The following is a 24,038-nucleotide window of genomic DNA, read 5'->3' as shown; positions in this document are numbered from 1 at the left end:
CTTCGATGGCGGCGTTGAGGGCCAGCAGGTTGGTCTGCTCGGCAATGGCCCGGATCACGTCCAGGACCTTGCTGATTTCCTGGGTCTGAGTGGCCAGCGCCTGGACCTGGGTACTGGATGCGTCGATTTCCACCACCATGCTTTCGATAGCCTGCACCGCTTCACGCACTTTGCCCTGGCCGGCCACGGCATCGCGGTTGGTACTCTGGGAAATTTCCGCGGTGGACACGGCATTGCGCGCCACTTCGTCCACCGCTGCGGTCATTTCGTTGACGGCGGTGGCGGCCTGCTGGATTTCACCGTTCTGCTGGGTCAGGCCGCGGGTGCTTTCATCGGTGACCACGCTCAGTTCTTCAGCGGCCGATGCCAGTTGGTCCGAAGCGCTGGAGATGCTTTGCAGGGTGTCGCGCAGGCTGTTCTGCATGTCGCCCAGGGAGCTCAGCAACTGGCCGGTTTCGTCGCGGCTGCCGGGGTTGATCTGCCGGGTCAGGTCGCCGTTGGCCACGCGGCCGGCGGCTTCCACGGCATAGGCCAGGGGCCGGGTGATCAGGCGGGTGATCAGCGAACCCAGGCCGATGGCCAGGCCGAAAGCGATCAGCATGCCGATGATCATGGTCAGTTTCAGGCTGTCGATCAGGCTCTGGCCGTCAGTGCCCAGTTCATTGGCCTGGTCGTTGTTGGAGGCGATGATACCGCGCATTTCCTGCTCCACCGGGGCGAAGCTGTTACGCACCTCGCTGGTCAACATGACCCGGGCCCGTGGCAAATCACCAGAGTTCAACGTGCCGATGAACTGCTCGGCGCTCTTGATGTAGGCCGGCCAGTCGCTGCTGAACTTGTCGCCCAGCAGGCGCTCGTCATCGCGCAACGGTGTGGCGCGGTACTCGGCAAAGGACTTGTCTACGGTTGCCTTGCGAGTAGCCAGGGATTGCAGGGTGGCGGCGCGATCGGCGTCCGGGGCGTTGTTGGCGACTTGTGACAGCAGTTGGTACAGGTCACGGTTGTGATAGACCATCTGCTGCAGGGATTCGTTGACCTTGTTGATGGACACAACGTTGTTGCTGAACACCGATGAGAGCATGTCCCCCAGGCGGCTGTTGCCGTTCATGCCGATCAGGCCAATCACCAGGGTGATAACGGCGCACAGGATAAAAGCCAGGGACAGTTTTACGGCGAGACGAAGGTCGAGAAACCAGGTCATGAGGGCGTACTCATAGAGGGGAAGGTGGATCGGGTTCAGCCATCGGCTTGCCATTGATCGAATTAACTATCGGCCGGTGCTTGGGTTCTATGAGTGCTGGTTTCTATTATTTTAATAAAGTTGCCGATTATGGCTAACCGCTTGAATTAAAAGCCTGATAAAGCAATGGAACAGGCTTTTAATGATTATTAGTGGCGGATGAGAGTATTGATCAAACACAACTATTTAGTACGTTCGTTTCAAACTTTCTACCGGGTTGTTTGTATCTAACGCTCTACAAAGTTGCGCGTGAATGAATCAGGTCCGCAAACGCCCCAGCCACTCCAGGGCCGTGCGCCAGATGCAGATCCCCAGGAAGTACGCGGACATTGCCAGCCACACCAGCATCACCGTCGGGTTGTTGGCCGGATGGCTGAGCACCAGCAGCAGGCTGCACAGCAGCCAGACAAAGGTCACGGTGATGTTGATCGGCATAAAGCGCCGCACACGGAACGGGTGCAGGAACTTCATGCGCGACAGGGTCAGCAGGGCCAGGCCGATGATGGTCAACAGGGTGACCCAGGACGGCGGGTCGATGATGTACAGGCACAGGGCGACCACGTTCCAGGCGGCGGGAAAGCCCTGGAAGTAGTTGTCTTTGCTTTTCATGTTGACGTTGCAGAAACAGAACAACGACGACACCAGAATCAGCGACACCGCCAGCAAGTGGGTGTAGTCCGGCAAGTCGATGTAGCGGTAGATAAACAGCGCGGGAATGAACACATAGGTCAGGTAGTCGATGACCAGGTCCAGCACTGAGCCGTCGATATTGGGCAGCACCGATTGGGTGTTGACCTTGCGCGCCAGGGTGCCGTCCACCCCATCGACGATCAAGGCCACGCCGAGCCACATCAGGCACGCCTGGGGTTGGTTCTCGAACAGCGCCAGGGTGGCGAGGAACGCGGTGACCACGCCGGTGGCGGTGAACCCGTGGGCGCCCCAGGCTTTGATTTGGGCCAGATGCACAGTCGATATCACGGGCGTTCTCCAGAAATTAAAGCGTGCCGGGGGCCGGGCAAAAGGGCTGCCGGCAACCCTGGCCGGGTTGCATCTATCGACCGAACGGGCGGGGATAAGGTTCACCGCAGTTTAGTGATAAATGGGCGTTTTTGCTTTGGTTTGCGTGCGGCTTTGAAGGCCGGCCACCGCGTGTGACGGAGCCGGCCAGGGGCGCTCGACGAGAGGGATTACGCCGGGTCTAGGGCACCGGCGCGCTGTCCAGCGTGCTGAGAATGCGGTAGGCCGCCTTGACCCGTTCGGCATTCGGGTAGTTCTTGTTGGCCAGTAGCACCAGGCCCAGACGCTGGCTCGGGACATACACCACGTAGGCGCCAAAGCCGTTGGTGGAACCGGTTTTGTTCAACAGCACCTGGCCCTTGGGCGGTTGGGGCGGCTTGAGCCAGGTGATGGCTTGGGGTTCAAGGGCCATCGTCGAAGAATTACCCGCCACCAGCCGTTCCAGGCTGATGGGGTAGGTGTAGGTTTCCCAGCCCAGGCCCTGGGTCATGTCGCCCACCTGGTAATAGCCCTGGTGGGTCAGGGCAATCGCCTGTTGCAGGGCTGGCTCCAGGTGTTTGGGTTGCAGGTTGGCGTCGACAAAGTGGATCAGGTCGGCGGCGCTGGTCTTGATGCCGTAGGCCTCGTCATCCAGTGGGCCCGGGCCGACGCGCACAGGCTGGCCGTCTTTGCCGTAACCCTGTGCATAAAGCCCCCTCTGGGCTTCGGGCACCTTGAGGTAGGTGTGGCGCAGGCCCAGTTTGGGCAGCAGGGTCTGGTTCATCAGGCTGTCGAACGGCTGCCCCAGGCTGCGCGCCGCCAGGTAGCCGAACAGGCCGATGCTGGGGTTGGAATACAGGCGCTTGAGGCCTGGGTCGAAGCGCGGTTTCCAGGTGTTGAAGTATTCCAGGGTCTGGTCTGCGCCTTGGACTCCGTCGGGGAACTGCAAGGGCAGACCGCCGGCGCTGTAGGTCGCCAATTGCAGCAGGCTGACGTGGTCCAGGGCGCTGCCGCGCAGGGCTGGCAGGTACTGACTGGCGGTGTCGCCCAGTTGCAGTTTGCCTTGGGCCTGGGCGTAGGCTCCGAGGGTGGCGGTGAAGGTTTTGCTCACCGAGCCCACTTCGAACAGGGTGTCTTGGCTGACGGCCTGGCCGCCCGCGGTGCTGGCCACGCCGTAGTTGAAGAACTGCACCTGGCCGTTGACGCTGACCGCCACTGCCATGCCGGCAATGCCCTGGGCCTGCATCAAGGGTTGGATGGTGCTGTCCACCAGGTGCTTGAGGTCGGTCTCGGTCTCGGTCGCTGCGGCGCTGGCGCTGAAGCACAGGGCAAAAGCGCCAAGAAGCCCCAGTCGGCTCAGGTGTTGTCGGGTCATGATCCACGGTTTCCCTAAGGTGGTGGCAGCGTAACGGCAGGCTGCCCGGCCCGGGAGCATAACGCGCAGCCGCCCCGGGAAACACCGTGGAATGCATCGGGCGCCCGGGCGGCGACTAGGGTTTGGCCTGCTGGCTAACGCTCGTTGCGCCGCGTTCGCTGTTCAGCGGTTGGGCCCGTGGGCCTTCGTGGCGGCGCCAGGTCAACAGCACGATGCCGCTGACCACCACGGCGCCTCCGAGGATCTGCCCGGCGCCGAGCATCTGGTCCAGCACCAGCCAGCCCATCAGCAGAGTGGCCAGGGGTTCGATGTTCATCACCGGGGCGTTGCGCGGCATGTCCAGGCGCGGCACCGAGATAAACAGCACGATAAAGGCAAAGCCGTAGAGCAGCACCAAGGTGGCCAGGGCCAGCCAACCGCTGTGGCTGGCCGGCAGGTCGAGGCCACCGGGCAGGGCGCCAGCCAGCCCGGCAAAGTTGACGCTGGTGAACACGATAAAAATGGTCAGCAGGCTGCGCACCGAACCCCGTACCTGGGACAGGCGGTGGTCGGTAATCCACAGGGCGCAGGCAAACACGCTGGCGGCGCAGAAGGCCAACCCCACCCCCAGCCACCAGTCGGCGCCCACGCTGTGTGCACTGGCCAGGCGCCCGGGCACATCCAGCACCAGGCCCAGCCCCAGCAGAATCATCAGCATCAGCCCGGCGTTGCGCGCCGTGGGCCGTGCACCGCCCAAGGCCCAGGTCAGCAGCGCCAGGAGGATCGGAAACACATTGGCCACCAGCAGCGCCACCGCCACCGGCACCCGCGCCACTGCCGAGTACAGGCACAGGCTCTGGGCGGTAATCAGCAAGCCCAACAGCAACTGCCAGCGCCAGGCACCCTGGGCCAGGCGCAGGCTCTGGCGTTGCCACAGCACCAGGCCGCGAGCACCAGCAAGGTGCCGCCGGAACGCAGCAGAATCGCCAGTAACACCCCGGCGCCATCGTCGAACGCCACCCGGGCGGCCACATGGTTACCGGCAAAGGCACAGCCCATGCACAGCAGGATCAACACGGCAATGGGGCGGGAATAGGCGGGCGGGGCGTTGGCAGGCGCGGTGTGGCGGGTCATGGCAGGTTCTTCCAAAGCAAGGCATCAGCGCGAGGCCGGTGCCGGGGTGGTTTTATTGTGTTGTCGTACAACTAGGGCGGAATTTGTAGCCTATTCATCGAGGTGGAGCAAGTTGCTGTCTGCTTTGGATGGAAGATGTTTAGATTAAGTTATTGTTTTGTATCAATTTTTATTGATGGATAAAGCCTGTTCAGCAGGTGCCGACCGAAGCCGGCTTTCTGTTGGAGGTCGTACGACGTGGCGTGAGTCAGCACGCGTACAGGCTTTGCAGCACATAGCGCAACGAGGCGGCCAGGGTCTCGCCGTGGCTCAGGCCGTCGAAGCTGTGGTAATCCAACTGCAGCTTCGGTGCCTGGGCCAATTGGGCGAGCAGTTGCCGAGCCTGGGCGTCTGCCGGCTGGGTCTGCGGCCCTCGGGGGCTGGCCGGCTCAGCGCTGCCGCGCATCAGCAGCAATTGTGCCGGCTGGTCGGGCAGGTTGTGGGCTTCGGCCAAGATCGCGCCGTCGCCCCACCACAACGACGGGCTGGCCGCCGCGTAGTGGGCAAATTCCCCGGGCCGGCTGAACAACGCATGCAGCACCAGCAGGCCGCCATAGGAATGGCCCCAGAGGCTTTGCTGCCGACGGTCGATGGGTGCCTGGGTGGCCACCGCCGGTTGCAGGCGTTCGCGCAGCAGATCGAGGAAGGCCTCGGCGCCGCCGCTGGGTTGCCCGGTCAGCGGGTCTTTTTGCTCCGCCAGGCCCGGGCGCTGGGGCGTGTAGTCCAGGGTCCGAGCGTCGCGCTCGATGCGCAGCGGGCTTTGGTAACCCACCGCCACCAGCAGCGGTGCGCGGTCGGCGGGCAGGCTTTTCAATTGCTCTGCATCCAGGGCGCCGATGGCAGCGTTGCCATCGAGCATCCACAGCACCGGGTAACCCGCCGCCGGGGCCGCACCGCGTGGGCGGCCGATCCACAGTTGGTAGCGGCGCCTGCCGTCGGCGGAATCCACCAGCAGGCTGCTGAAGCGGTAGGGCAGGTCCTGGCGTTCCAGCAGTTGGCGGTCCATGGTCTGTTCCGGCGCCGGTTGGGCCTGGGCATTCAGGCCCGTGACTGCCAGGGCCAGGCTCAGGGCCAGGGTCAAAGGTCTCATCAGCGGCTCCCGTCTGCGGTTTAGAACGACGCGCTGAGGCTGGTGTACAGGGTACGCCCCGGCTCGTTGTAGGTGGCCGCGCCAGCGCCGGCGATATTGTTCACGCCCTGGGCATTGCCCTCGCGGTACAGGCGTTTGTCCAGCAGGTTGTCGACGCCGGCGGTCAGGCTCAGATGGCGGGTCAGGGCGTAGGTGCCGCTGAAACCGGCAATAGCGTAAGGCGACAGTTGTTGGGTGGCGCTGCCGGTCACCGGGTCGCCGTGGTAGTCGTACTTCTTCGGCGTCTGTTTGCCGTACCAGGCCACGCTCAGTTGCAGGGACAGGTCCTGGGTGGCCTGCCAGTCGAGCATCGAGTTGAGGGTGTAACGCGGGGTCACCGAGAGGTAGTCGCCGGTCTGTTTGTTTTTCGATTGCAGCATGTAGGTGAAGTTGTTGTTCCAGGTCAGTTGCTCGGCCAGGGGCAGGGTCAGGGTGCCTTCCAGGCCTTCGACCAGGGCCTTGGGCACGTTTTCCCACTGGTAGACGGCGGCGTTGGCGAAACTGCCGGTGCCGCCGCTGGCGCTGCCCACCGAGCTCAGGCCCGATTCCACTTTGTTCTTGTAGTCGTTGCGGAAGTACGTCAGGCCCGCCACCAGGCCGTTGGCCTTGTACTCCAGGCCCAGTTCCTTGTTGACGCTGGTTTCGGCCTTGAGGTCGGCGTTGCCTTGCAGGTAGCAACTGGTGGTCTGCCCGTAGCAGCCCTGGCCACGGCTGTAGAGCAGGTAGTCGGGGTTGAGTTGGTAGAGGTTTGGCGCCTTGTAGGCCCGGGCGATGCCCGCCTTGAGGGTCAGGCTGTCGCTCAGGGCCTGGGACAGGTTCAGCGACGGGCTCCAGTTGTCGCCCACCACGCTGTGGTGATCGAAGCGCAGGCCGGGGGTGAGCATGGTGCCGGGCAGCAACTCGATGTTGTCCTCGGCGAACAGCGAGAAGATCTGCGCCGCCGAGTCGGTGCTGCGGTTGCTGCTGGTCAGGCCGCTGACGCTGCCGCCTTCGGTGGTGGCCTGGGTGTTGGCGCTGGGGTCGTCGAGCTTCTGCTGCACCCACTCGCTGCCCAGGGTCAGGGTCTGGTCGACCCCGGCGTGCAGCGGCAGATTGACCTCGCCGTGGGCGGTCAGGTCGCGCAGCACAGCGGTGTAGAAATTGCTGTCGCTGAAGATGCCTTCGGTGCCGCCGGCCAGGCCTTCGTTGATGCGACTGTTGCGGGTCTTTTCGTATTGCAGGTACGCCAGGGAACTGCCGAAGTCCCACTCGCCGCGATGGGTCACGGAAACGTTTTCCCGGTAGGTGCGATTGGTTTCGTGGCCCAGCAGTTTTTTAACGGTGGCATTGCTGTTGGTGTTCTGGGTGTCGCCGGTGTACAGGTTGCCCTGGCGGCTGAAGCCTGCCTCGAGGTCCAGGGTCTGTTCCGGGGTCAGGTGCCAACTGAGCAGGCCGTTGAGGTCCTTGTTGCGCACCCCCTCGCGGCCGGCGGGCAGGGTGCCGGCCTGGTTGCCGATGCGGGTCGACTCGTGGCCAGCGTTGATGTCGGCGTCGTCTTCATCGGTCTTGGCCACATTGCCGTAGACCCGGTAGCTGAGGCTGTCGGTCAGCGGGCCATTGAGGCCGAAGCTCATGCGCTTGGTGGCGCCTTCGCTGCCGTGCTGGGGGAAGGACTGGTACACCGTGGCATTGCCGTGGGTTTGCGTACCGGCCTGCTTGGTGACGATGTTGATGACGCCGCCGGCCGCGCCGTTGCCATAGCGGGCCGCCGCCGGGCCACGGATAACTTCGATGCGCTCCACCTGATCGGCCGGCACCCAGTTGGTGTCGCCACGGCTGTCGCGTTCGCCGCGCCAGCCGTAGCGCACTGAATTGCGGCTGCCCACCGGCTTGCCGTCCACCAGGATCAGGGTGTTTTCCGGGCCCATGCCACGGATATCGATCTGCCGGTTGTTGCCGCGCTGGCCGCTGGTGGAGTTACCGGTGAGGTTGACCCCGGGCATGGTGCGGATGATCTGCGACAGGTCGTTGGCCGGTGGGCGTTTCTTGAGGTCTTCGGCGGTGATTACCGACACCCCGGGGGCCTGCTTGGTTTCTTCCTTGGCCGTGGCGACCACGTTCTGGGTCGGCAATTCCAGGGCCGGCGGGGCGACGGTGTCTTCGCTGGCGGCCTGCACAGCCTGGGACAGCAGGCAGCAGCTGGACAGCAGGAAAGGCGCCCAGGGGCGCAGGGTGGCGAGGGACATGGGGTGATCTCCGGGCAATCAGCCTGAAACAGGAAGATCACGAATGATAATGACTGTTATTTGCGAGTAAAGCGCATTAACTTTCTAAACACTTCTCGGCGTCGGCGGCGGGCAACAGCAGGTGCATGCACAGCCCGGGCTGGCCGTTGCTGGCCCACAAGCGCCCCTGTTGCAACTCTACCGCCCGCCGGGCAATCGCCAGGCCCAGGCCGAAACCCTCACCGGCGGACGATTCCAGGCGCTGGTAGGGCAGGAAGATCCGTTGCAGATCCTCCTCCGCCACGCCGGGGCCCTGGTCTTCCAGGCACAGGTGCCACGCGTCGCCTTCGCGCCAGCCGTGCAGGCGGACCCGGCCCTCGGGCGGGGAATAGCGGATGGCGTTGCGCAGCAGGTTTTCCAGGGCCTGGGCCAGGCTGTCCAGGTGCACCTGCACGCAGCAGTCGGTGTCCAGCAGGCAGGGCAGGCGCGTGGGGTCCCAGCCGCTTTCAAAGCAGGCGTCTTCGCGCAGGGCTTCCCAGATCGACAGCACCAGCACCGGTTCGGTGGGCAACTGCGGGCGTTCGGTGTCGAGCCAGGCCAGGTCCAGGGTGTCTTCCAGCAGACGCTGCATGTCGTTGATTTCCCGGTCCAGGCGCTGACGCATCTGCTCCGGCGGCAGGGCGCTGTCATGGGCGATGCGCAGCCGCGCCAGGGGCGTGCGCAGTTCGTGGGACAAGGTGCGCAGTAACAGGCGCTGCTGAGCCAGGCTCTGGCGCAGGCGCTCGGCCATGTGTTCGAAGGCCAGGGCCAGTTCCCCCAGTTCGTCGGGGCGCTTGACCAGGGGCGTGGCCAGGCCGTCGCTCTCCAGGTCATCGGCGCGCAAGGCGTCGGCGCGGTCACGTAGGCGGTTCAGGGGGACGACAAGATGGCGGTACAGCACCAGGCCAAGGAGGGCAGCGAGCAGGGTTGGCATGACCCCGTGGCTGAGCACATGGGTCCAGGGCGTGAGGCCGCCGGGCAACAGGCGCTCGGGCAATTGCATGACCAGTTGGCCCTGCTCCGGGTGCTCGGGGAATGGAATGCTGACGTAAGGCAATTCATCTTGCAGGCGTCGGCTCATCGGCCAGTCCAGCTTGCGCATGTACGTCAGGTGGCTGTACTCCTCGGCCGTCAGCGGCGCAGTCCCCAGGCTTTCCAGGCGTGGTCCGATCACCGCCACCCAGGTGCCTTGGTTCTGGGCCAACTGCTGACGGAAAGCCTCCATCGCCTGGGCGTCCCGGGCCTGCCACAGGTCTTCTGCCCGCTGGGCATAGCGGGCCAGGAACAGGCGGTCGGCGGGGTCGAGAAAATAGGTGCGGCGCTCCGCCGACAAGCCCCAGATCCAGATGATCCAGGTCAGCAACAGGCAGAAGCTGATCTGCACCAGTGCCAGTTTCCACAGCAACGGGTGACGCCGCATCAGGCCGGCTCCGTGTCCAGCAGAATGTACCCCTGGCCGCGCACGGCCTGGATCTGCAAGCGCTGCACGCCGAGGGCCGCCAGTTTGCGTCGCAAGTTGCACACATGCACATCCAGGCCCCGGTCGAGGCGGGTGTAGATGCGGTGCAGCACCTGCTGATAGAGGAAGGGCTTGCTCAGGGGCTCCCCGGGGTGTTCGCGCAGGGTCATCAGCAAGCGATATTCCGAACCGGTGAGCCCGGCCGGCTGGCCGTGGCTGAACACGTCCTGGGCCTGGTCATCGAACTGCAGGGCCAGGTTCCCGGCCTCTGGCGCCGGGCGCTGGGCCCGCGCCATGCGCCGCAACAAGGCATCAGCCCGGGCATCCAGTTCGGCCAGGCTGAAGGGCTTGGGCAGGTAGTCGTCGGCGCCCCGGGTAAACCCGGTGATGCGGTCCTGCTCGGCCCCCAGGGCCGACATCAGCATCACCGGCGGGCTCTGTTCGCCCCCCAGGCGTTCCAGCAACGACAGGCCGTCCATGCCGGGCAGCATGATGTCCAGCAGCACCAGGTCAAAATGCCCGGCCTGCGCGGCGTCCAGCCCTTGGGTGCCGCTGGCGCAAGCGGTCACGGCAAAGCCGCGTTGACGAAAGTGCAGGTCCAGGTCGTGACGCAGCCGCGCGTCGTCTTCGACCAGCAGGAGATGGGGAGTCATGGGGGAAAGGGCTTAAATGAGAATGTTTAACATTTGCGGATGATGCACGAATCGGGGGCCCGTGTGCAATTGCATCTATCAGCGGTCCTGTTGATGGTTTACATAACCGCGCCCGGCGTTTGACCTGTGCCGGGGTCTATACTGCGCTTGCCTTTTTTTCATCAGACCCGCCCTTGATCACCGCACCGCCCACCAGGCAGACCATTTGAAACAATCAGTCCTTATTGCCGCGCTACTTTGGCTATTGCTGGGGGCTCCCGTCAGGGCCGAGCCCTATCAGGTCGTCACTGAAGAGTGGGCGCCGTACAACTACCGCGAGAACAACCAGCTCACCGGTATGTCCACGGAGATTGTGCGGGGCATCATGGCGCTGACCGGGGATGACTTCGAGGTGCTGCTGCTGCCCAGCATGCGAGCTGCTCGCATTCTGCAAACCCGGCCCAAGACCATCATGTATTCCCTGTTCCGCAACGCGGAGCGCGAACCCTTGTACAAGTGGGTCGGGCCGATTGTGGACGAGTCCATCTACCCCTATCAGCGAGCCAATACTCAGCAGCCGGTGAACTCCTTGGAGCAACTGATGCTCGCCCCCCGTATCACCACCCGACATGCTGGGCTGATCCCCCGCACGTTGCAGTCGCAGGGCTTCAACAACCTTGAAAAAACCGCCACCGAGAGCTTGCAGTTGTATCGGATGCTGCTCGCCGGGCGCACCGACATCATCGTCGGCGACACCGCGGCAGGAGTGGCCTACTACAGCCGCCAACTGAACATCGCCCCCGGTACTTTGCGGCAGATTCCCGTCGAGCTTTATCGTTCGTCGCTGCACATCGCCTTCAGCCTCGACTGCGACGACGAGCTGGTAGCCAGCTGGGCCAAGGCCCTGGAGCAAATGCGCCAGTCGGGCGAGTTGAAGCGCATTCAGGAGCGTTACGACCGCCCCGCCCAGTAATCAATGCCCAGGCCAACCCCCAGGCTTTTTGTGGGATGGCCGGTGGGTGCTGATCCCCTTTACCATTCGCCATCGCAGACCCGAATCAGGTAAGCCATGACCTTCACCGATGAGATAACGGCCGCCTTCCCGGCGGCTAATCCGTTGCCGCCGCTGCTGCGCCAGGCCCTCGTGTTGCTGGAAGAGCAGGGCTGCGTGCGCACCCGCCGCGATGGCGGGCGCTACATGACCCTGCACCCGGAACCGGAATACAGCGATATCGCGACCACCAGCTTCCATGTGCCGGAGCCGGCCGACACCGCTGTGTGGACCGCCAGTAAGGACCCCGAGGTTAACCGGCGACTGGTGATATTCCTCAGGACCGGCGGGGACGGTTCATGGGCGGGGCTGTGGCTGGACGACCAGGGGCAGCAGCGCATGGTCCACCTGGGCTCGGGCTCCGGGTCGGTGATGCTTTGCGTGCTGACACGCAACATGGAGGACCTGCTGCGCCTGCTGGCCATCGGTTACGACGAACTCTGCTGGCCTGAGCAATTTCAGCAAACACCCGATGAGGTCCGAGAGGAGGAGTACGGCGATGGCGACTATCCACCGCCGCCCCGTCTGTTTCGCGCTCACGTCGAACAGACACTTGGATTGAGTATTCCGGCGCGGGCAGCGGACATCGTTTCCACGACCGTGAGCATGGATGATCGGGAGTCGGATGACCCTTTCTGGAATTGGCTCAAGCAGGTGAGAGGGGAGTGAGCGCAGGTCCTGTGCTGCTGGGCGAATCGGGTAAAAGTCGCGACGGGGAGTGGGTGGCTGTCAGGGCGGAAACAGGCTCGATGTCCACACCCTGATTTGTGCCGAGGGCGTCTGGCGTTTAGAGTCGGGTCTTTTTTTCATCAGGAGGCTCCAGACCATGGAATTGACCCGCACGTTTTTTCGCCCCTCGGCAAAGCCGCTGATGGCGCTGCTGCTGAGTCTGTGTGCCGGCCACTCGCTGGCGGCGAACCTGAGCGACAGCCTGACTCAATGCCAACCGGCTTTCTTCAAGACCTTGTACGAACAACGCGGCGAACTGGGGCGCGTGGTGAAGCTGGCCCAGGATGAACAGCGTGGCCTGGCCTGGGTGCCGGTGGCTGACCGCCGCAAGACTGAAACCGCCCTGCAATATTTCTCCAAGCCCCTCGATGACAAGGGCCTGCGGCTGACCGCTTATTACGACCGGGTCTTTGATTTGGGCGAGCAGGGCACCTATTACTTCTGGGGCTTTGAAGTCGACGCCAGTCGCGAGGCGGTCATGGCCGCGTTGCCCCAGGCGGGTTGGCAGGAGGTCGGCGAGTACTTTATTTCCAGGCCGCAGATCAAGTTGAATGCCGAGTCACCGTGGCAAGACAACCCGGCGGCGGCCTCAGGCATCGCTCCGGCGCCCGGCTCGGCGGAAAAAATACTTATGCTCAGCATCGAAGACGGCAAGACCCGCTTGCTCTGCTCGCTGCAGGGCAGTGTCGATGCGCAGTTGCTGGATCAGGAGCGGCCGGACATGACCCAGAGGGCTGGGCAATGAATCGGGCCTGGTGCTTGAGCGCCGTCATTGTGTTGGGCGGTTGCACTCACGACGCTGCGCAGACCTCTACCCCGCCGCAGGTACAGCCGACCCCGCCCGCCAACATGTTCACGGTGCTGGCAACCCCGGAGCTGGCCACTTATTTTGCCGGCGACTCCTTGGCCCTTTACCAGAACAACCCGCAGTTGCGGCAGTTCTACCTGGTCAACAACTACGGCAAGCCCACTCAGTTGAGCGGTGGCAAACCACCGATCTACAGCTCCCGTGCAACCCGGGTGATCAACTGTGAGCGGGACGAGTCGGCGCAATTCGGTCGGGTGTATTTCTCCGAGCCCTTTGCCAAGGGTGTGGAAGTCATGCGCAAGGAAGACGTGGCGCAATGGACCCCGTTCCCCCGGCAATCGCTGCTGGGTGAGCTGCGCAATCTGGCGTGCGGCATCGATGCTGCACGGCTCAAGGCGCCACCGTCCAAAGACCCTGCCCATTAACGGCGTGGCCGCTGTGCGGCCAAGCCATGACCCCCGAGCTTTTCCTGAAGTCACCGACCCTTGGGTCGGGACCTTGATGTTGTTTGCTCATTAATAAGGATGTTTTGTGTTGAAAACCTTGCTCAAGGCCGCAGCCCTCATGGCCACGCTGTCGATGACCGGCTGTGTTTCCTATAACGTCACCGGCCCGCTTGGCGCTCCGCTACACCCGGCCCCGATCAGCAGCCCGCGCACCGCGCAACTGGCCGATGTGGTGGTATCCGCCCCCGGCATCGACGAAGCCACCCGCACGGCCATCAGCCGCTCGCTCACCACGCAGCTCAACCAGTACGTGAAGACCGGCGCCTACTTCAATCAGGTCAGTGAATACCCGACGCGCCTCGGCGAGAACGACGTGGTGCTCAAGTTCAACATGACCTCCCTCAAGGGCCATCGCGCGCCGCACCCTGGCTACGTGCCCGGGGCGTTGCTAACCCTGACGATCTGGATCTGGGTCAACGGCCCGATCTACGTCGACACCTTCGACCTGGCAGGCAACCTGGTGGTTGTCGACCGCGACGGCAAAGAGCTGGCCAGTGCCCAGGAGCAGGTCAAGTTCGAGCGTAACGTCGGTCTCTATGGCCGTGAATACTGGGCACCCACCCAGGGCGCCAAGCAACTGAATGAACTGGTGTCGCAGTTGCTCGATACCGCCACGGCGCGTTTGCCAAAACACTAAGTTCAAGGAGCAATCTATGTTGGGTTCAATCAAACATGCCCTGGTGCTCGCGGCCGTTCTGCTGACGGGCTGCGCGTCCTACTCGCAACACGAACTGCCCCCGGTCAAGGCCTGGCCGCCAACCGCCGAAGCGCCAGCGCAAAAGCCCAGCGCCTTTGTGCGCACCACCGCGATGTTCCAGGTCAACGGTGGGCCGGCCAACGCCGCCGCTGGCGCCCCGGCCGCGGCCTGGGAAACCGCGGTGGCCGAGGCGTTCCGTGAGTCCGGGCGCTTTACCCGGGTCAGCACCGACAAGGTCGAATCGGACCTCTATGCCGAAGCCACCCTGTACAACAACGAACAGTTCAGCATGGCCTCGGCGATCATCACGGGCGCGACCTTCTTTATCATTCCGTCCACGGCGAAAAACACCTTCACCCTGGAAACCGTGTTCAAAGACAAGGACGGTCAGGAAGTGGGGCGCATCCGTAAAAGCGAATCGGTGCGCACCTGGATGCAATTGCTGCTGATCGTGGCGATTCCCTTCCAGCAAGACACCCGCGACGTGGTCCAGGAACTGGCCCGCAGCACCCTGGAAGAAGCCGTGCAGCGTCGCCTGTTGTAAACGCGACGCGAGCGGCACTGCTGCCGTTGAAACGCCGCTTGGCCTGACGGGCAAGCGGCGTTTTTTATGGGCGTGAATCGGGCGATGGGGTGGATGCGGATTGGACACCCAGGGCTGATTTCGATTAAATCTGCGGCCTGTTTTCCCGCTGCTTGAACCCCAGGAATCGATACGAATGGATGCGATCGTGCGCATAGTGTTGTTGGCCGCGCTGGCTCTTTTGAGCGCGTGTGGCAGTGCCGGCAGAGACCTGGGGGACGAGGGCGCTTATGACCCGTACCGACAGCCCTCTGTCGAAGGCGCGGCAACCGGCACCCTGCCCAAGGTGTCCGACCCGGCGCGCAATGCGTTCGTCGACAAGATGACCGGGATCGTCACGGTGTTCTTTGCCACTAACCGCAACGTGCTTTCCGACACAGGCTGCGTTGATGCGCTGGGCCAAAAGCGCGGCAAATTGCTGGTGTACGGCTACTGCCATGTGAAGATTCCGTTCGACCACAAGACCGGGGTGATCGAATCGCCGTCCTGGTTCAAGCTCGAGTGGTCCGAGAACCCGGATAAACATATTGCCATCCTCGGCGGGGGCGTGGTGGCCAAGGCCGAGTTCGATCAACTGATCAGCCATCGCCTGAAAGAAAACGGCTCCAGTTTCATCTATGTGCACGGCTACAACGTGACGTTTGAAGACGCCGCCAAGCGCACTGCGCAGATGGCCTACGATCTCGATTTTAAAGGGGTGCCGGCGTTCTATAGCTGGCCCTCGGCGGGCAAGCCCCAAGAGTACGTGCCGGATGAAGCGGCGATCGAGGCGGCCAAGACCAAGTTTTACGCGTTCCTGGTGGACTACCTGAAAAAGCCCAGTGTGAAGAAGGTCTACCTGATCGCCCACAGCATGGGCAATCGCGCCGTGGCCAGTAGCCTGGTGACCCTGAACATGCAGCACCCGCAGCTCAGGGGGAAAATCAAGGAAGTCATCCTGGCGGCGCCGGATATCGATTCCGATGTCTTTGCCGATGAAATCGTCCCCGGCATCACCCCCGCCAAATGGCCGGTGACCCTGTATGTCTCGGATAAGGACTGGGCGTTGCTGGCCTCCAAGACCTTTCACAAATACCCCCGCGCGGGCTTTGTATCCGACAACCTGATGGTGGCGCCCGGCATCGATACGGTCGACGCCAGCCTGGTCAAGACCGACTTTCTCAGCCACTCGTACTACGGCGATTCGACCACGCTGATCTACGACATCTACAACATCATCAACACCGGCAAACGCCCAGGGCAGCGGCAAAAACTCTCCCAGGTCACTGATGGGAACGGGGTGTATTGGCGCTTTACGCCTTAGCCGTAGCCGCTATGGGCCGGATGACCGAGCGAGCACCTACAGGCGGAGTCAGATCCTGCGCAACAGCGTCAACGCGCTCCAGTCCGGCGCCAGATGCTGTTCACGCAGGTAATCGGCGACGTCTAAAAACGTTTCGCCAATGGCCGTCATATCCGCGGTCTTCCACAGCGAATCACACTCGGTACAGGCAATGACCTGTGCTTTTGTCTGCTTGACGCTGAACACGGCAAGGTCCCCGTATTCACCGCAGGTGGGGCAGTGCATGGTTAATTCCTGAGTAAAGTTTGCTGCCCCACAAGAGGACTCACTGCGGCTATAAGAATCGAGCGGGCCGACACAGGCAAAGGGCACTGGATGCCTTGTCGTCGATGATCTCCTCACTGGCAAGGCGTCCAACTATCGCCGCCAAAGTAATGCCAGGGTGCATTGCACACACATAGACGCCGCCCACTTTTGGTAGATAACCGACGATGGGAATACCATCGGCAGGCATGGGCCTGAGTCCGATACACGCTGATTCCGGATCTATGGAAACCACCCCATGGAGTTCGTTCTGGATTGCCTTGGCAGTTCGAAGCGCTATCGCTGTTGGCTGATTCTCCAGGGTGTCGTCCAAGTAATCCTCTGCCGCCAGCAACGCACCATCCGCGCTTTGCCTCACTTCCATTTCAGGGCTGGAGATCAGGGTGTGCACAAGGTCGGGTTGTGATTTGTAACGGATGAAAATGGCAGGCGAGGCCTCAATCGGAAGGGACACTTCAAGCATGTCTGCCAGCTTGTTGATACCTGTCCCGGCCGCCAATACAACGATATCGGTATCGAGGGTGCCGATTGTTGTTTCGACTCCGGTCACCTTCGCACCCTTAGTTACAAAACCCTGAACTCGGGTATGAGTGAGAACCTTCGCCCCATATGCCTCGGCGCCGGCGATCAACGCATGCGCAGCGGCCACGGCGTCCAACGCTCCTTCTTCAGCCGCAAATAAACCAGATTGGGGAGGGTTCTTGAGATTGGGTTCAAGGTCGAGAATCTGTGATCGCGACACCTTGTTGTCCAACGCCTGGTGACCTGAAGGCGCGAGTTCTTCATCCGACTTCGCACTGTAAGACAAGGCGCCGGTCCATCGTATCTTCAGGTTAGGCAGCTGCGTTTCGAGTCGGCGGTACTCCTCGATTGCAGCACCGCGCAGCTGCGCAATGGGGTCAGGTTCGTGGTGTGAGGTGTTGATCCACGCGAATGAGCGTCCAGTCACTCCTGACGCGATGCCTTCAGCCTCGATCAACGTTACATTCGCGCCTTTACCAGCCAGGTGATACGCCAGTGACGCACCCACGATACCTGCACCAATGACAACGACGCGTTTGCCCTGACCATTTCCCATATCAACCTCCGTTTTGTCGACGAGCCACACGGTTTCAGCATTGAGGTAAGAGTACCCATTTCGATTGTTTGGCGGTGCCTTTAAACCGACTAGAGCAATGCGTTCAGTCATGAATACAGCGGCGACTGTCTCGGCAAAACGCAGATTGCCGCAGCTGTCCGGCGTCAGTAGCATCCCTGATGCATCAGATAACACCAGCTGCGAATTTCGCCAGAGCAGTTCAGCCTTGGGCCGATAGTTGTCGCTCATAAAAGGCTCCATTGGCCCAGAGTGGGCAAACGCTTTAGCCAACCCCACTGTTCAGGCAGCATCCCCGCAACCGCATGAACCAGGAGAACGCCCATGAACGAATACATACTCTTCATGCACCGAGATGCGAGCGACCCGGCTGCAGCCGGTGATCCAGAGCTGTGGGCGCAGTACTTCACCAGGCTGCGCGGCACCGGGCTATTCGACGGGGGGAGTTCCATCGGTGAGGGCGAATGCCTGCGCAAAGGACACACGAGCGTGGCGGCCGTGGCGGATATCAGTGGATTTATTCGAGTTCGGGCAAAAAATCTTGAAGAAGCGAAAGCCTTCCTTGCCGGCAACCCGGTTTTTGAGGCCGGCGGCACAGTGGAGATTCGCGAGCTTCCCCGCCAGTAGGTTGTACAGGGTCAGGCGTTAATGGGCGCGCGCGCCTCATGTCGGAAGCGACCCAACAAGCGTTTTCCTCTCTCTACTGGGAGGACTTGATGGGGCATCAGGCGTATAGAGGGGAGAAGGAATACATTGGCACGCCTATCTTGGGAGCATCAATGAACAGACTGATTGGCGGACTTGTCTTGGTAGGTGGGTCACTGGTTGCCAGCCACGCGATGGCTGAGCCGCAATGCGGGGACCTGCTGGCGGAACTCAGCGAAAAGCCTGAGGTTGTAGAGTTTCTGGAGTGCACTAAAAACAACGACGAGCTGGGAAAACCCATCGTTGCTCGCTACCGCGTAAAAGGCTCGGAGGCCCTTGAGGCTGAGCGGTACATGAGCCGGAGCTTCAGGCAGCCGAAGCTCCGGTACATCTGCTGCGGCTGGGATTCAACGATTTATTCCTATCGCGATACAACAACACAGCGTTGGTACACGCTCGGTATGGGGTCCGAGGAAACGCCCGTCAACCAACGGGAATCATGGTCGAAAATAACGTATTTCTACATCACGGCATCCATCACGACTGAAGAGTTCTGAAGGGAAAAAGGATGGATGTGCCTTCCATGCGGTAGCCGGGGGGCGGCGAGTAAGGGTCTACACCATCATCGTTGATTCAGTGTGTGGTCAATGGCCAAGAGGAACATTTTGGGGCCGCTGCGGAATGCATTCCCGGTGCTGTGGTCTGTACACCAACGCCGCCAAGGACCCGCGTCATGTCTGTTCGTCGTACCCACTGCCTGCTGATCCTGCCGTTGTTTGCCGGCTGCCAATACCTCCCACAGACCCACTACTTCATTGCACCGGAACACGAGCCGAACCCCGCCTGGATCCGTATCGTCAACTTCACCCAGCATGCCGATATATACCAATACGAACACGGTGTGCGTTCGGGAGGTGTCGTTCGCCGAGGGCCCTTGCCCTTTATCAATACACAGGATGCGGGCCTGCCTAAAGCAGGGCAAAACCTGACGTCCGACTACTTTGAAACACCCGTCCGACCCGGCATCGAAACCCATGTGGGGATGTTTTGGGAGGGGCCGCTTACCCAGTCTTGCTCCGTGACAGCGCAGTTCACGCCACAGGCCGGGCGTTATTATCAGTTCAGAATGACGTCGGGTTCGGGAGGCACTTGCACGCTGTACCCTTCGCTGATCGAGCGCGACAAAGAAGGCTCCGGGTGGCATCTAACGCCCAACCCGGAGGTCACTTATAAATACGCCGGGCCCACGGCCAACACCTATTACCGCGAGCGTCGTTTCGAAAACCCCGACTTCAAGCCCTCTATCGATACCCATCCCGGCCTGTAGTGATGTTTCGCGGGATGCGATCAGACGCGAGAGAGGCTTGAATTCCCATGGCGTTTGCGGGCATGCCTCATGGCGCACCTGAACCCCGAGGACATCCAACCTTCATGAGTGCCCGAATGTCGCAAACGCCCGTTTACCTAGTCGCCAAGGTGCGGCAACCCTGTGAATATCGCCCCTGCGTCACGGCTATCGTGCTGTTTGGCCTTGAGGTCGAGGGAGAGGGCGAACCACCGGTTTATCTGGAGATTCGCTTCATCGATTACGCCGGCCAGCAGATTGATGGCGACCATCTGATGCTGTCCTTGGAAGATGCCCTTGAGTCTGCCCGTGTTGATTACGGCATTCTGCAGACTGATTGGCGTGCGATGAGCCCAGCGGAAATTGCAAGGATCCCCTGGTAACGATGGCGCCCACCCGAACCCATATTGTGTCGTCCTGGTGAGGTGTTCTAAAGGCTGCGTTTGGCCGGTTGCGAGATTTAATCGTTGGAGGGAGACGAATCTCCCCCCGGGCTTTGCGCGACTTAATTCGTCACCGTTTCGCTGTACGCGGGATAGTCGGTATAGCCTTTGGTTGGGCTGCCGTTGACGCCATAAAAAGTAGCCCGATCACCTTCTGCTATCGGCCAGCCGTTTTGCATCCGTTCGACAAGGTCGGGATTGGAAATGAATGGGCGACCAAAGGCGATCAGATCCAGATCGCCGGCCTCCAGCACAGTCTCTGCCAGCTCCCGATTAAAGCCTCCCGCAGCGATCAAGGTGCCTTGATACGTTTGGCGGAATCGAACGGCAAAACCCTCGGGAATCGCTTCTGCGCCAATCGTGAGCTGATCACTCAAATGCACATACGCCAGGTCTCGGTCATTGAGCGCCGAGGCCAGGCTCAGCCAGGTATCGGTTTCTTCGGCGTAGGGGTGCATGTCGAAAAGGCGACCAAATGGGGACAACCGCACGCCTACCCGGGCACTGCCAATTGCTGCGGCCAAGGCATCCAGTGTTTCGAGCAGGAAGCGTTGGCGATTGGTGATGGAGCCGCCGTAGGTGTCCTGGCGAGTGTTCAACGCACCGTTCAGGAATTGCTCGAAGAGATAGCCGTTGGCACCGTGCAATTCGATGCCGTCGAAACCAGCGTCCAGCGCACGTCGCGCGGCGCTTGCAAAGTCACCGGTGACCCGATGCACTTCGGCTGTGCTCAAGGCTCTTGGGAGGCTTGCCTGCACGGGGCCGGGCTTGTCTTTTTCAACCCAGCCGTAGGCATTCGAGCTGGCGGCAACGGTAGCGACCGATGACACCGGAGAGGCGCCCCCAGGCTGAAGTGACACATGGGACATGCGTCCGACATGCCACAGTTGCGCGAAGATCCGCCCGCCTTTGGCGTGGACGGCATCAGTGACTCGCCGCCAGGCTCGAGTGTGTTCATCGCTATACAGACCGGGGTTGAACAGGTAACCACAGCCCTCGCGGGAGATCGGGATGCCTTCACTGATAATCAGCCCGGCAGAGGCTCGTTGGGCGTAGTAGAGAACCGTGTGTTCATCCGGAATATCGTCAAGGGCTCTTGCCCGTGTCATAGGCGCCATGACCACGCGATTGGCCAACTCGGTACCGGCCAGATCGTAGGGTTTGAATAATGTGTTCATCAGAAACTCGGGAAGTCAGGGAAAAGGGGAGAGGGATCAGGACGGCAGAACCAGCCCATTGCCTGGATCGCCGCCGCCGACATCGGGCTCAGGCCAGACGACATCCAGGCGGGTACGGCTGATCAGCCATTGGCCCTTCACGCGGCGATACTCGTCGGCATACAGCCCAACCAGCAGAAGCGGGTTTTCGTCGGCAGCCCTTTGCGTGGCGAAGTCGATCAGGTAGCAACGCCCTTCGGCCCGGTTCTCACCGAGAATCTCGATCCAGTGATTCGACACAGCGTGCATGAAGGGATACGCCCCGCGTTGTTGCACATCGAATGCTGAAAAGGCTTGGGACAAGCCCTGCTGGATGGCGTCACGGCCCCTCCAGCAACCGCGATCAACCTGGCAAATGGCGTCCTCGGTAAACAACTGTACGAGTGCATCCATCCGATTGGCATCGAGATGATGGCAGTAGCGCAGTCGCAGGTTCCTGATCGCTTCAAGGGTGAGCAGTCGGTTCACATCGGCGTTCACAGTGGCCTTCAGGGGAAGGGCGTTCAAAAGGAAGGCCACCTTAATCCAGTCAAAAAAATCTATTAATTCGGGAAAATTACAATCAGTTGATCCTCCAGGGATAGAATCGAGCTTTCAGCAATGTGGAGCCCGTCATGGATTCCTTTCAATTCGATGGCATCCCGGAGTTCACCCAGGCGGCTCAATGCGGGAGTTTCACGGCGGCTGCGTTGCAACTGGGCGTGACCAGTTCGGCAGTGGGCAAAAGCGTCACCCGCCTGGAAAAACGCCTCGGTATCAAGCTGCTGCACCGCACCACGCGCAAACTGAGTTTGACCAGTGAGGGAGAGGTTTACCTCGCCAGTTGCTTGCGAGTCATGGATGAATTGCGGGGTATTGAAGGGAGCTTTCTCAACGGCGTCGCCGAGCCCAAGGGACGTGTGCGTATCGATCTTCCTGCTGCATTTGGCCGACGCCATATTGCCCCCATGCTGATTGCTCTGGCCCGGCAATACTCGCAGCTCGACTTGACGGTGACCTTCGGTGAGCGGACGGTCGACATGATCAACGATGGCATTGATTTGGCGGTACGAATCGGCGACCTCAAGGATGACCCGGAGTTAGTCGCACGCCGGCTCGGTGAGCAGCATCTGGTGGTTTGTGCGGCGCCCGACTACGTGAGCCGCTGCCCGCCGATTCTGCATCCGTCCGCGTTAAAGGAATGCGATTGCATCATTGCCTGGCGTAAAGGGCTGCGCATGGCGTGGTTGCTAAGGAATGCCAAAGGCGAGGCAGAAGAGCAGGAAGTGCGCGTGCGCCATGAGTTCGGTGACGGTGAAATGATGTTGCGCGCGACCCTAGATGGCTGCGGACTTTGTCAATTGCCCACCTGGCTGGTTTCGGAGCATTTGCGCAGTGGGGCTTTGGTCACTGTTCTGGACAACTACGCAGGAGCAACCATGCCCATACACGTCATTTGGCCGCGTACGCGTTACATCCAGCCGAAAGTGAGGGTTGTCGTCGATGCCTTGCTCAAGATGGCCAAAGAGCAAGCAACGCTGTTCGGTGCAAGTCACAGCAGCGGTTTGTCGTAGAGCCTGATGCCCGTGAGGTTTATGCAGCGATCTGCAGTGGTCGTCATTGGCCGAGAGCCACTGGGCGTGAGGGGCGGCAATCGCCCCGAAGCGACCCCCTTGAACCACACACCTTCAACTCAAATCCCCCTCGACAATGATCAGCTCGCGTGGCTGTACACGGGGTCGTTGTCGCAGACTCTGGCTTGTGCGTAGCTTGGAAAACCAACCGCCAGCGCAGGGCTGTTTGAGAGGGCGCGTCAACGCATTAAAGGTCAGCGCTTCACCCCCCAATCAACTTGAAAAGCAGCAGTGCGGCCATGCCGACCGCCAGGGTCAGGAGCGTATTTCGAGTTTTCCACGCGACCCAGGCGGCGATGATGGCGGCGGGGATTTGCGGGTTGGCGAGCTCGAATTCAGTGTGCCCATTGGGGTACACCACGGCGGGCAGTACCAGCGCGGCCAGCACGCTGGCCGGTACATAGAGCAAGGCCCGGTTCAGCCACTCGGGGATGCGCCAGCGACCATAGAGTTCGACAAACGAAAGGCGCATGACAAAGGTCCCTACGCCGACCGCCAGAAACAGCCCCCACAACGCCAGATCGCTCATTGGGTTTCCCTCTCAACATTGTCAGGACGTTCGGTGTTCGAGGGGCGGCTACGCAGTTTCTCAATCAGTAAGCCGGCCACAACGCCCCCGATCGAAGCCATGACCAACCCCAGGTTGTAGGGCATGTTGATGGCCAACACGGCGATCGACCCGCCGACCGATGCGGCGCCCAGGCTCGCCGCACTGCGCAGGTTGGGCACCAGCAGTGCCAGGAAAGACAGGGGAATGGCAAAGCTCAATGACCATGACTCGGGGATGCTGGCCCCCAAGAAGACCCCGGCCAATACCGACAGCTGCCAGACCAGCCACATGGCCACCGCCGTACCGGCGTAAAAGTAATGCCCGAAGCGCCCGGGTTCGCCCGACGAAAACCTGAGGCTGTACAGCGCGAACGACTGATCGGACAGCAGGTAGGACATGGGCCATGTCCAGCGACGGGGCAAGTGGTGCAGGTGCGGCGCCAGCGAGGCGCTGTACATGATAAAGCGCAGGTTGATGATCAACGCAGTGACCACAATCGCCACCGGCAGGACGTTATTGTGCAGCAGCTGGAGGGCAACCATCTGGGCCGAGCCCGAGTAAAACAGCAGGGTCATGCCCAGGGTCATGCCGGGTGACATGCCCATTTCAATGGCCATCACTCCGGTGACCAACCCGAAGGGCACCACGCCGGGGGTCAATGGCATCAGGGTTCGAACGCCGTGCGCGAAGGCTTGCGCTCCAGTTCGGTACTGCATTGCATGTCCTTGTTGTTTTTGTGCAGCCGGTGCGGCAACGGCAGGTTGCCTGTTTCGAGGCTGGAAATAGAGGAGGGCATACGATACCTGCACCTGAGGTCCGTGGGGGTGGATATCCGCATGACCCGTGCTGCGCAGGGCGTTGGGGGGGAGCGTGTCGGTGCCGGAGGATGCTGCTGAAAGGCGCGAACGCACCGCCTGGGTATC

26 protein-coding genes and 1 pseudogene are annotated in these 24,038 nt (G+C 61.5%); 12 read left to right on the top strand and 15 right to left on the bottom strand.

Annotated elements, in window-relative coordinates:
• The 8 genes and pseudogenes from M1B34_RS24870 to M1B34_RS24835 all read right to left on the bottom strand — a co-directional run.
• Nucleotides 1-1,201 (bottom strand): methyl-accepting chemotaxis protein (locus M1B34_RS24870; protein WP_268266496.1); only part of this gene is annotated, 1,201 nt, incomplete at its 3' end.
• Between the two features lie 297 nt (nt 1,202-1,498).
• Nucleotides 1,499-2,218, bottom strand: coding sequence for a phosphatidylcholine synthase (gene pcsA, locus M1B34_RS24865; protein WP_268266495.1), 720 nt, complete (start codon nt 2,216-2,218; stop codon nt 1,499-1,501).
• Between the two features lie 220 nt (nt 2,219-2,438).
• Entirely contained in the window at nt 2,439-3,611 is a 1,173-nt protein-coding gene (ampC, locus tag M1B34_RS24860) for a class C beta-lactamase (RefSeq protein WP_268266494.1), read from the bottom strand.
• A gap of 115 nt (nt 3,612-3,726) precedes the next feature.
• Nucleotides 3,727-4,724, bottom strand: a pseudogene (locus M1B34_RS24855) (DMT family transporter).
• Nucleotides 4,725-4,971: 247 nt separating this feature from the next.
• Nucleotides 4,972-5,853: an alpha/beta hydrolase gene (locus M1B34_RS24850; RefSeq protein WP_268266493.1), complete on the bottom strand. Its 882-nt coding sequence runs from the start codon at nt 5,851-5,853 to the stop codon at nt 4,972-4,974.
• A 20-nt stretch (nt 5,854-5,873) separates the two neighbouring features.
• Entirely contained in the window at nt 5,874-8,117 is a 2,244-nt protein-coding gene (locus M1B34_RS24845; protein ID WP_268266492.1) for a TonB-dependent siderophore receptor, read from the bottom strand.
• 76 nt (nt 8,118-8,193) lie between these two features.
• Nucleotides 8,194-9,555 (bottom strand): HAMP domain-containing sensor histidine kinase, encoded by a 1,362-nt coding sequence (locus M1B34_RS24840; protein ID WP_268266491.1) that lies wholly within the window; start codon nt 9,553-9,555, stop codon nt 8,194-8,196.
• Nucleotides 9,555-10,247, bottom strand: a complete 693-nt coding sequence (locus M1B34_RS24835; protein ID WP_268266490.1) for a response regulator transcription factor — start codon at nt 10,245-10,247, stop codon at nt 9,555-9,557. Before M1B34_RS24835 ends, M1B34_RS24840 begins: the two co-directional genes overlap by 1 nt.
• Nucleotides 10,248-10,452: 205 nt before the next feature.
• Here M1B34_RS24835 and M1B34_RS24830 point away from each other — a divergent pair, with 205 nt between their 5' ends.
• From M1B34_RS24830 to M1B34_RS24800, 7 genes are all read left to right on the top strand, one after another.
• A complete protein-coding gene (locus tag M1B34_RS24830) occupies nt 10,453-11,199 on the top strand; it encodes a substrate-binding periplasmic protein (RefSeq protein ID WP_268266489.1) in 747 nt (248 codons plus the stop codon).
• A gap of 96 nt (nt 11,200-11,295) precedes the next feature.
• Nucleotides 11,296-11,946: a hypothetical protein gene (locus M1B34_RS24825; RefSeq protein ID WP_268266488.1), complete on the top strand. Its 651-nt coding sequence runs from the start codon at nt 11,296-11,298 to the stop codon at nt 11,944-11,946.
• Between the two features lie 157 nt (nt 11,947-12,103).
• The gene (locus M1B34_RS24820; protein WP_268266487.1) at nt 12,104-12,751 is read left to right on the top strand and encodes a hypothetical protein; all 648 of its coding nucleotides are present in this window, start codon (nt 12,104-12,106) and stop codon (nt 12,749-12,751) included.
• The gene (locus tag M1B34_RS24815) at nt 12,748-13,239 is read left to right on the top strand and encodes a surface-adhesin E family protein (RefSeq protein ID WP_123335242.1); all 492 of its coding nucleotides are present in this window, start codon (nt 12,748-12,750) and stop codon (nt 13,237-13,239) included. The genes M1B34_RS24820 and M1B34_RS24815 overlap by 4 nt, the downstream gene beginning before the upstream one ends.
• Nucleotides 13,240-13,345: 106 nt before the next feature.
• Complete coding sequence (locus M1B34_RS24810) at nt 13,346-13,957, top strand: hypothetical protein (RefSeq protein WP_123335244.1); 612 nt, start codon at nt 13,346-13,348, stop codon at nt 13,955-13,957.
• 16 nt (nt 13,958-13,973) lie between these two features.
• Nucleotides 13,974-14,561, top strand: a complete 588-nt coding sequence (locus M1B34_RS24805) for a hypothetical protein (RefSeq protein WP_123335247.1) — start codon at nt 13,974-13,976, stop codon at nt 14,559-14,561.
• A gap of 175 nt (nt 14,562-14,736) precedes the next feature.
• Complete coding sequence (locus M1B34_RS24800) at nt 14,737-15,903, top strand: alpha/beta hydrolase (protein WP_123335249.1); 1,167 nt, start codon at nt 14,737-14,739, stop codon at nt 15,901-15,903.
• Nucleotides 15,904-15,951: 48 nt separating this feature from the next.
• On the opposite strand, the gene M1B34_RS24795 is transcribed toward M1B34_RS24800, so the two are convergent.
• Together M1B34_RS24795 and M1B34_RS24790 are read right to left on the bottom strand one after the other, a co-directional pair.
• On the bottom strand, nt 15,952-16,167 hold the full coding sequence (locus M1B34_RS24795; protein ID WP_268266486.1) for a hypothetical protein: 216 nt from the start codon (nt 16,165-16,167) through the stop codon (nt 15,952-15,954).
• A gap of 49 nt (nt 16,168-16,216) precedes the next feature.
• A complete protein-coding gene (locus M1B34_RS24790) occupies nt 16,217-17,284 on the bottom strand; it encodes an NAD(P)/FAD-dependent oxidoreductase (protein ID WP_268266497.1) in 1,068 nt (355 codons plus the stop codon).
• Nucleotides 17,285-17,626: 342 nt separating this feature from the next.
• Between M1B34_RS24790 and M1B34_RS24785 the strand changes: the two genes are divergently transcribed.
• The 4 genes from M1B34_RS24785 (at nt 17,627) to M1B34_RS24770 (ending at nt 19,675) form a co-directional block, all read left to right on the top strand.
• The gene (locus M1B34_RS24785; RefSeq protein ID WP_268266485.1) at nt 17,627-17,929 is read left to right on the top strand and encodes a YciI family protein; all 303 of its coding nucleotides are present in this window, start codon (nt 17,627-17,629) and stop codon (nt 17,927-17,929) included.
• A 152-nt stretch (nt 17,930-18,081) separates the two neighbouring features.
• On the top strand, nt 18,082-18,504 hold the full coding sequence (locus M1B34_RS24780; protein WP_268266484.1) for a DUF4952 domain-containing protein: 423 nt from the start codon (nt 18,082-18,084) through the stop codon (nt 18,502-18,504).
• A gap of 176 nt (nt 18,505-18,680) precedes the next feature.
• Complete coding sequence (locus M1B34_RS24775; RefSeq protein ID WP_268266483.1) at nt 18,681-19,274, top strand: hypothetical protein; 594 nt, start codon at nt 18,681-18,683, stop codon at nt 19,272-19,274.
• Between the two features lie 116 nt (nt 19,275-19,390).
• The gene (locus M1B34_RS24770) at nt 19,391-19,675 is read left to right on the top strand and encodes a hypothetical protein (RefSeq protein ID WP_268266482.1); all 285 of its coding nucleotides are present in this window, start codon (nt 19,391-19,393) and stop codon (nt 19,673-19,675) included.
• 122 nt (nt 19,676-19,797) lie between these two features.
• Here M1B34_RS24770 and M1B34_RS24765 read toward each other — a convergent pair whose 3' ends face one another.
• Nucleotides 19,798-20,913: an alkene reductase gene (locus tag M1B34_RS24765; protein WP_268266481.1), complete on the bottom strand. Its 1,116-nt coding sequence runs from the start codon at nt 20,911-20,913 to the stop codon at nt 19,798-19,800.
• A gap of 36 nt (nt 20,914-20,949) precedes the next feature.
• A complete protein-coding gene (locus M1B34_RS24760) occupies nt 20,950-21,459 on the bottom strand; it encodes a nuclear transport factor 2 family protein (RefSeq protein ID WP_268266480.1) in 510 nt (169 codons plus the stop codon).
• Nucleotides 21,460-21,566: 107 nt separating this feature from the next.
• Between M1B34_RS24760 and M1B34_RS24755 the strand changes: the two genes are divergently transcribed.
• Nucleotides 21,567-22,505 carry a LysR family transcriptional regulator gene (locus tag M1B34_RS24755; RefSeq protein WP_268266479.1) on the top strand — a complete coding sequence of 313 codons (939 nt, stop codon included), beginning with the start codon at nt 21,567-21,569 and terminating at the stop codon, nt 22,503-22,505.
• 262 nt (nt 22,506-22,767) lie between these two features.
• Here the strand turns inward: M1B34_RS24755 and M1B34_RS24750 are convergent, their stop codons facing one another.
• Genes M1B34_RS24750 through M1B34_RS24740 form a run of 3 tightly spaced genes read right to left on the bottom strand, consistent with a single transcriptional unit; the run spans nt 22,768 to nt 23,911 of the window.
• On the bottom strand, nt 22,768-23,094 hold the full coding sequence (locus tag M1B34_RS24750) for an AzlD domain-containing protein (RefSeq protein ID WP_123335278.1): 327 nt from the start codon (nt 23,092-23,094) through the stop codon (nt 22,768-22,770).
• Nucleotides 23,091-23,831 (bottom strand): AzlC family ABC transporter permease, encoded by a 741-nt coding sequence (locus M1B34_RS24745; RefSeq protein ID WP_268266478.1) that lies wholly within the window; start codon nt 23,829-23,831, stop codon nt 23,091-23,093. Before M1B34_RS24745 ends, M1B34_RS24750 begins: the two co-directional genes overlap by 4 nt.
• Nucleotides 23,780-23,911 carry a hypothetical protein gene (locus tag M1B34_RS24740; RefSeq protein ID WP_259740438.1) on the bottom strand — a complete coding sequence of 44 codons (132 nt, stop codon included), beginning with the start codon at nt 23,909-23,911 and terminating at the stop codon, nt 23,780-23,782. Before M1B34_RS24740 ends, M1B34_RS24745 begins: the two co-directional genes overlap by 52 nt.
• Between the last annotated feature and the right edge of the window lie 127 nt (nt 23,912-24,038).

The sequence above is a fragment of the Pseudomonas morbosilactucae genome (assembly GCF_023241715.1).
Lineage (GTDB): Bacteria > Pseudomonadota > Gammaproteobacteria > Pseudomonadales > Pseudomonadaceae > Aquipseudomonas > Aquipseudomonas morbosilactucae.
The sequence above is the reverse complement of the archived record's forward strand: the minus strand, read 5'-3'. Positions and strand labels throughout refer to the sequence as shown.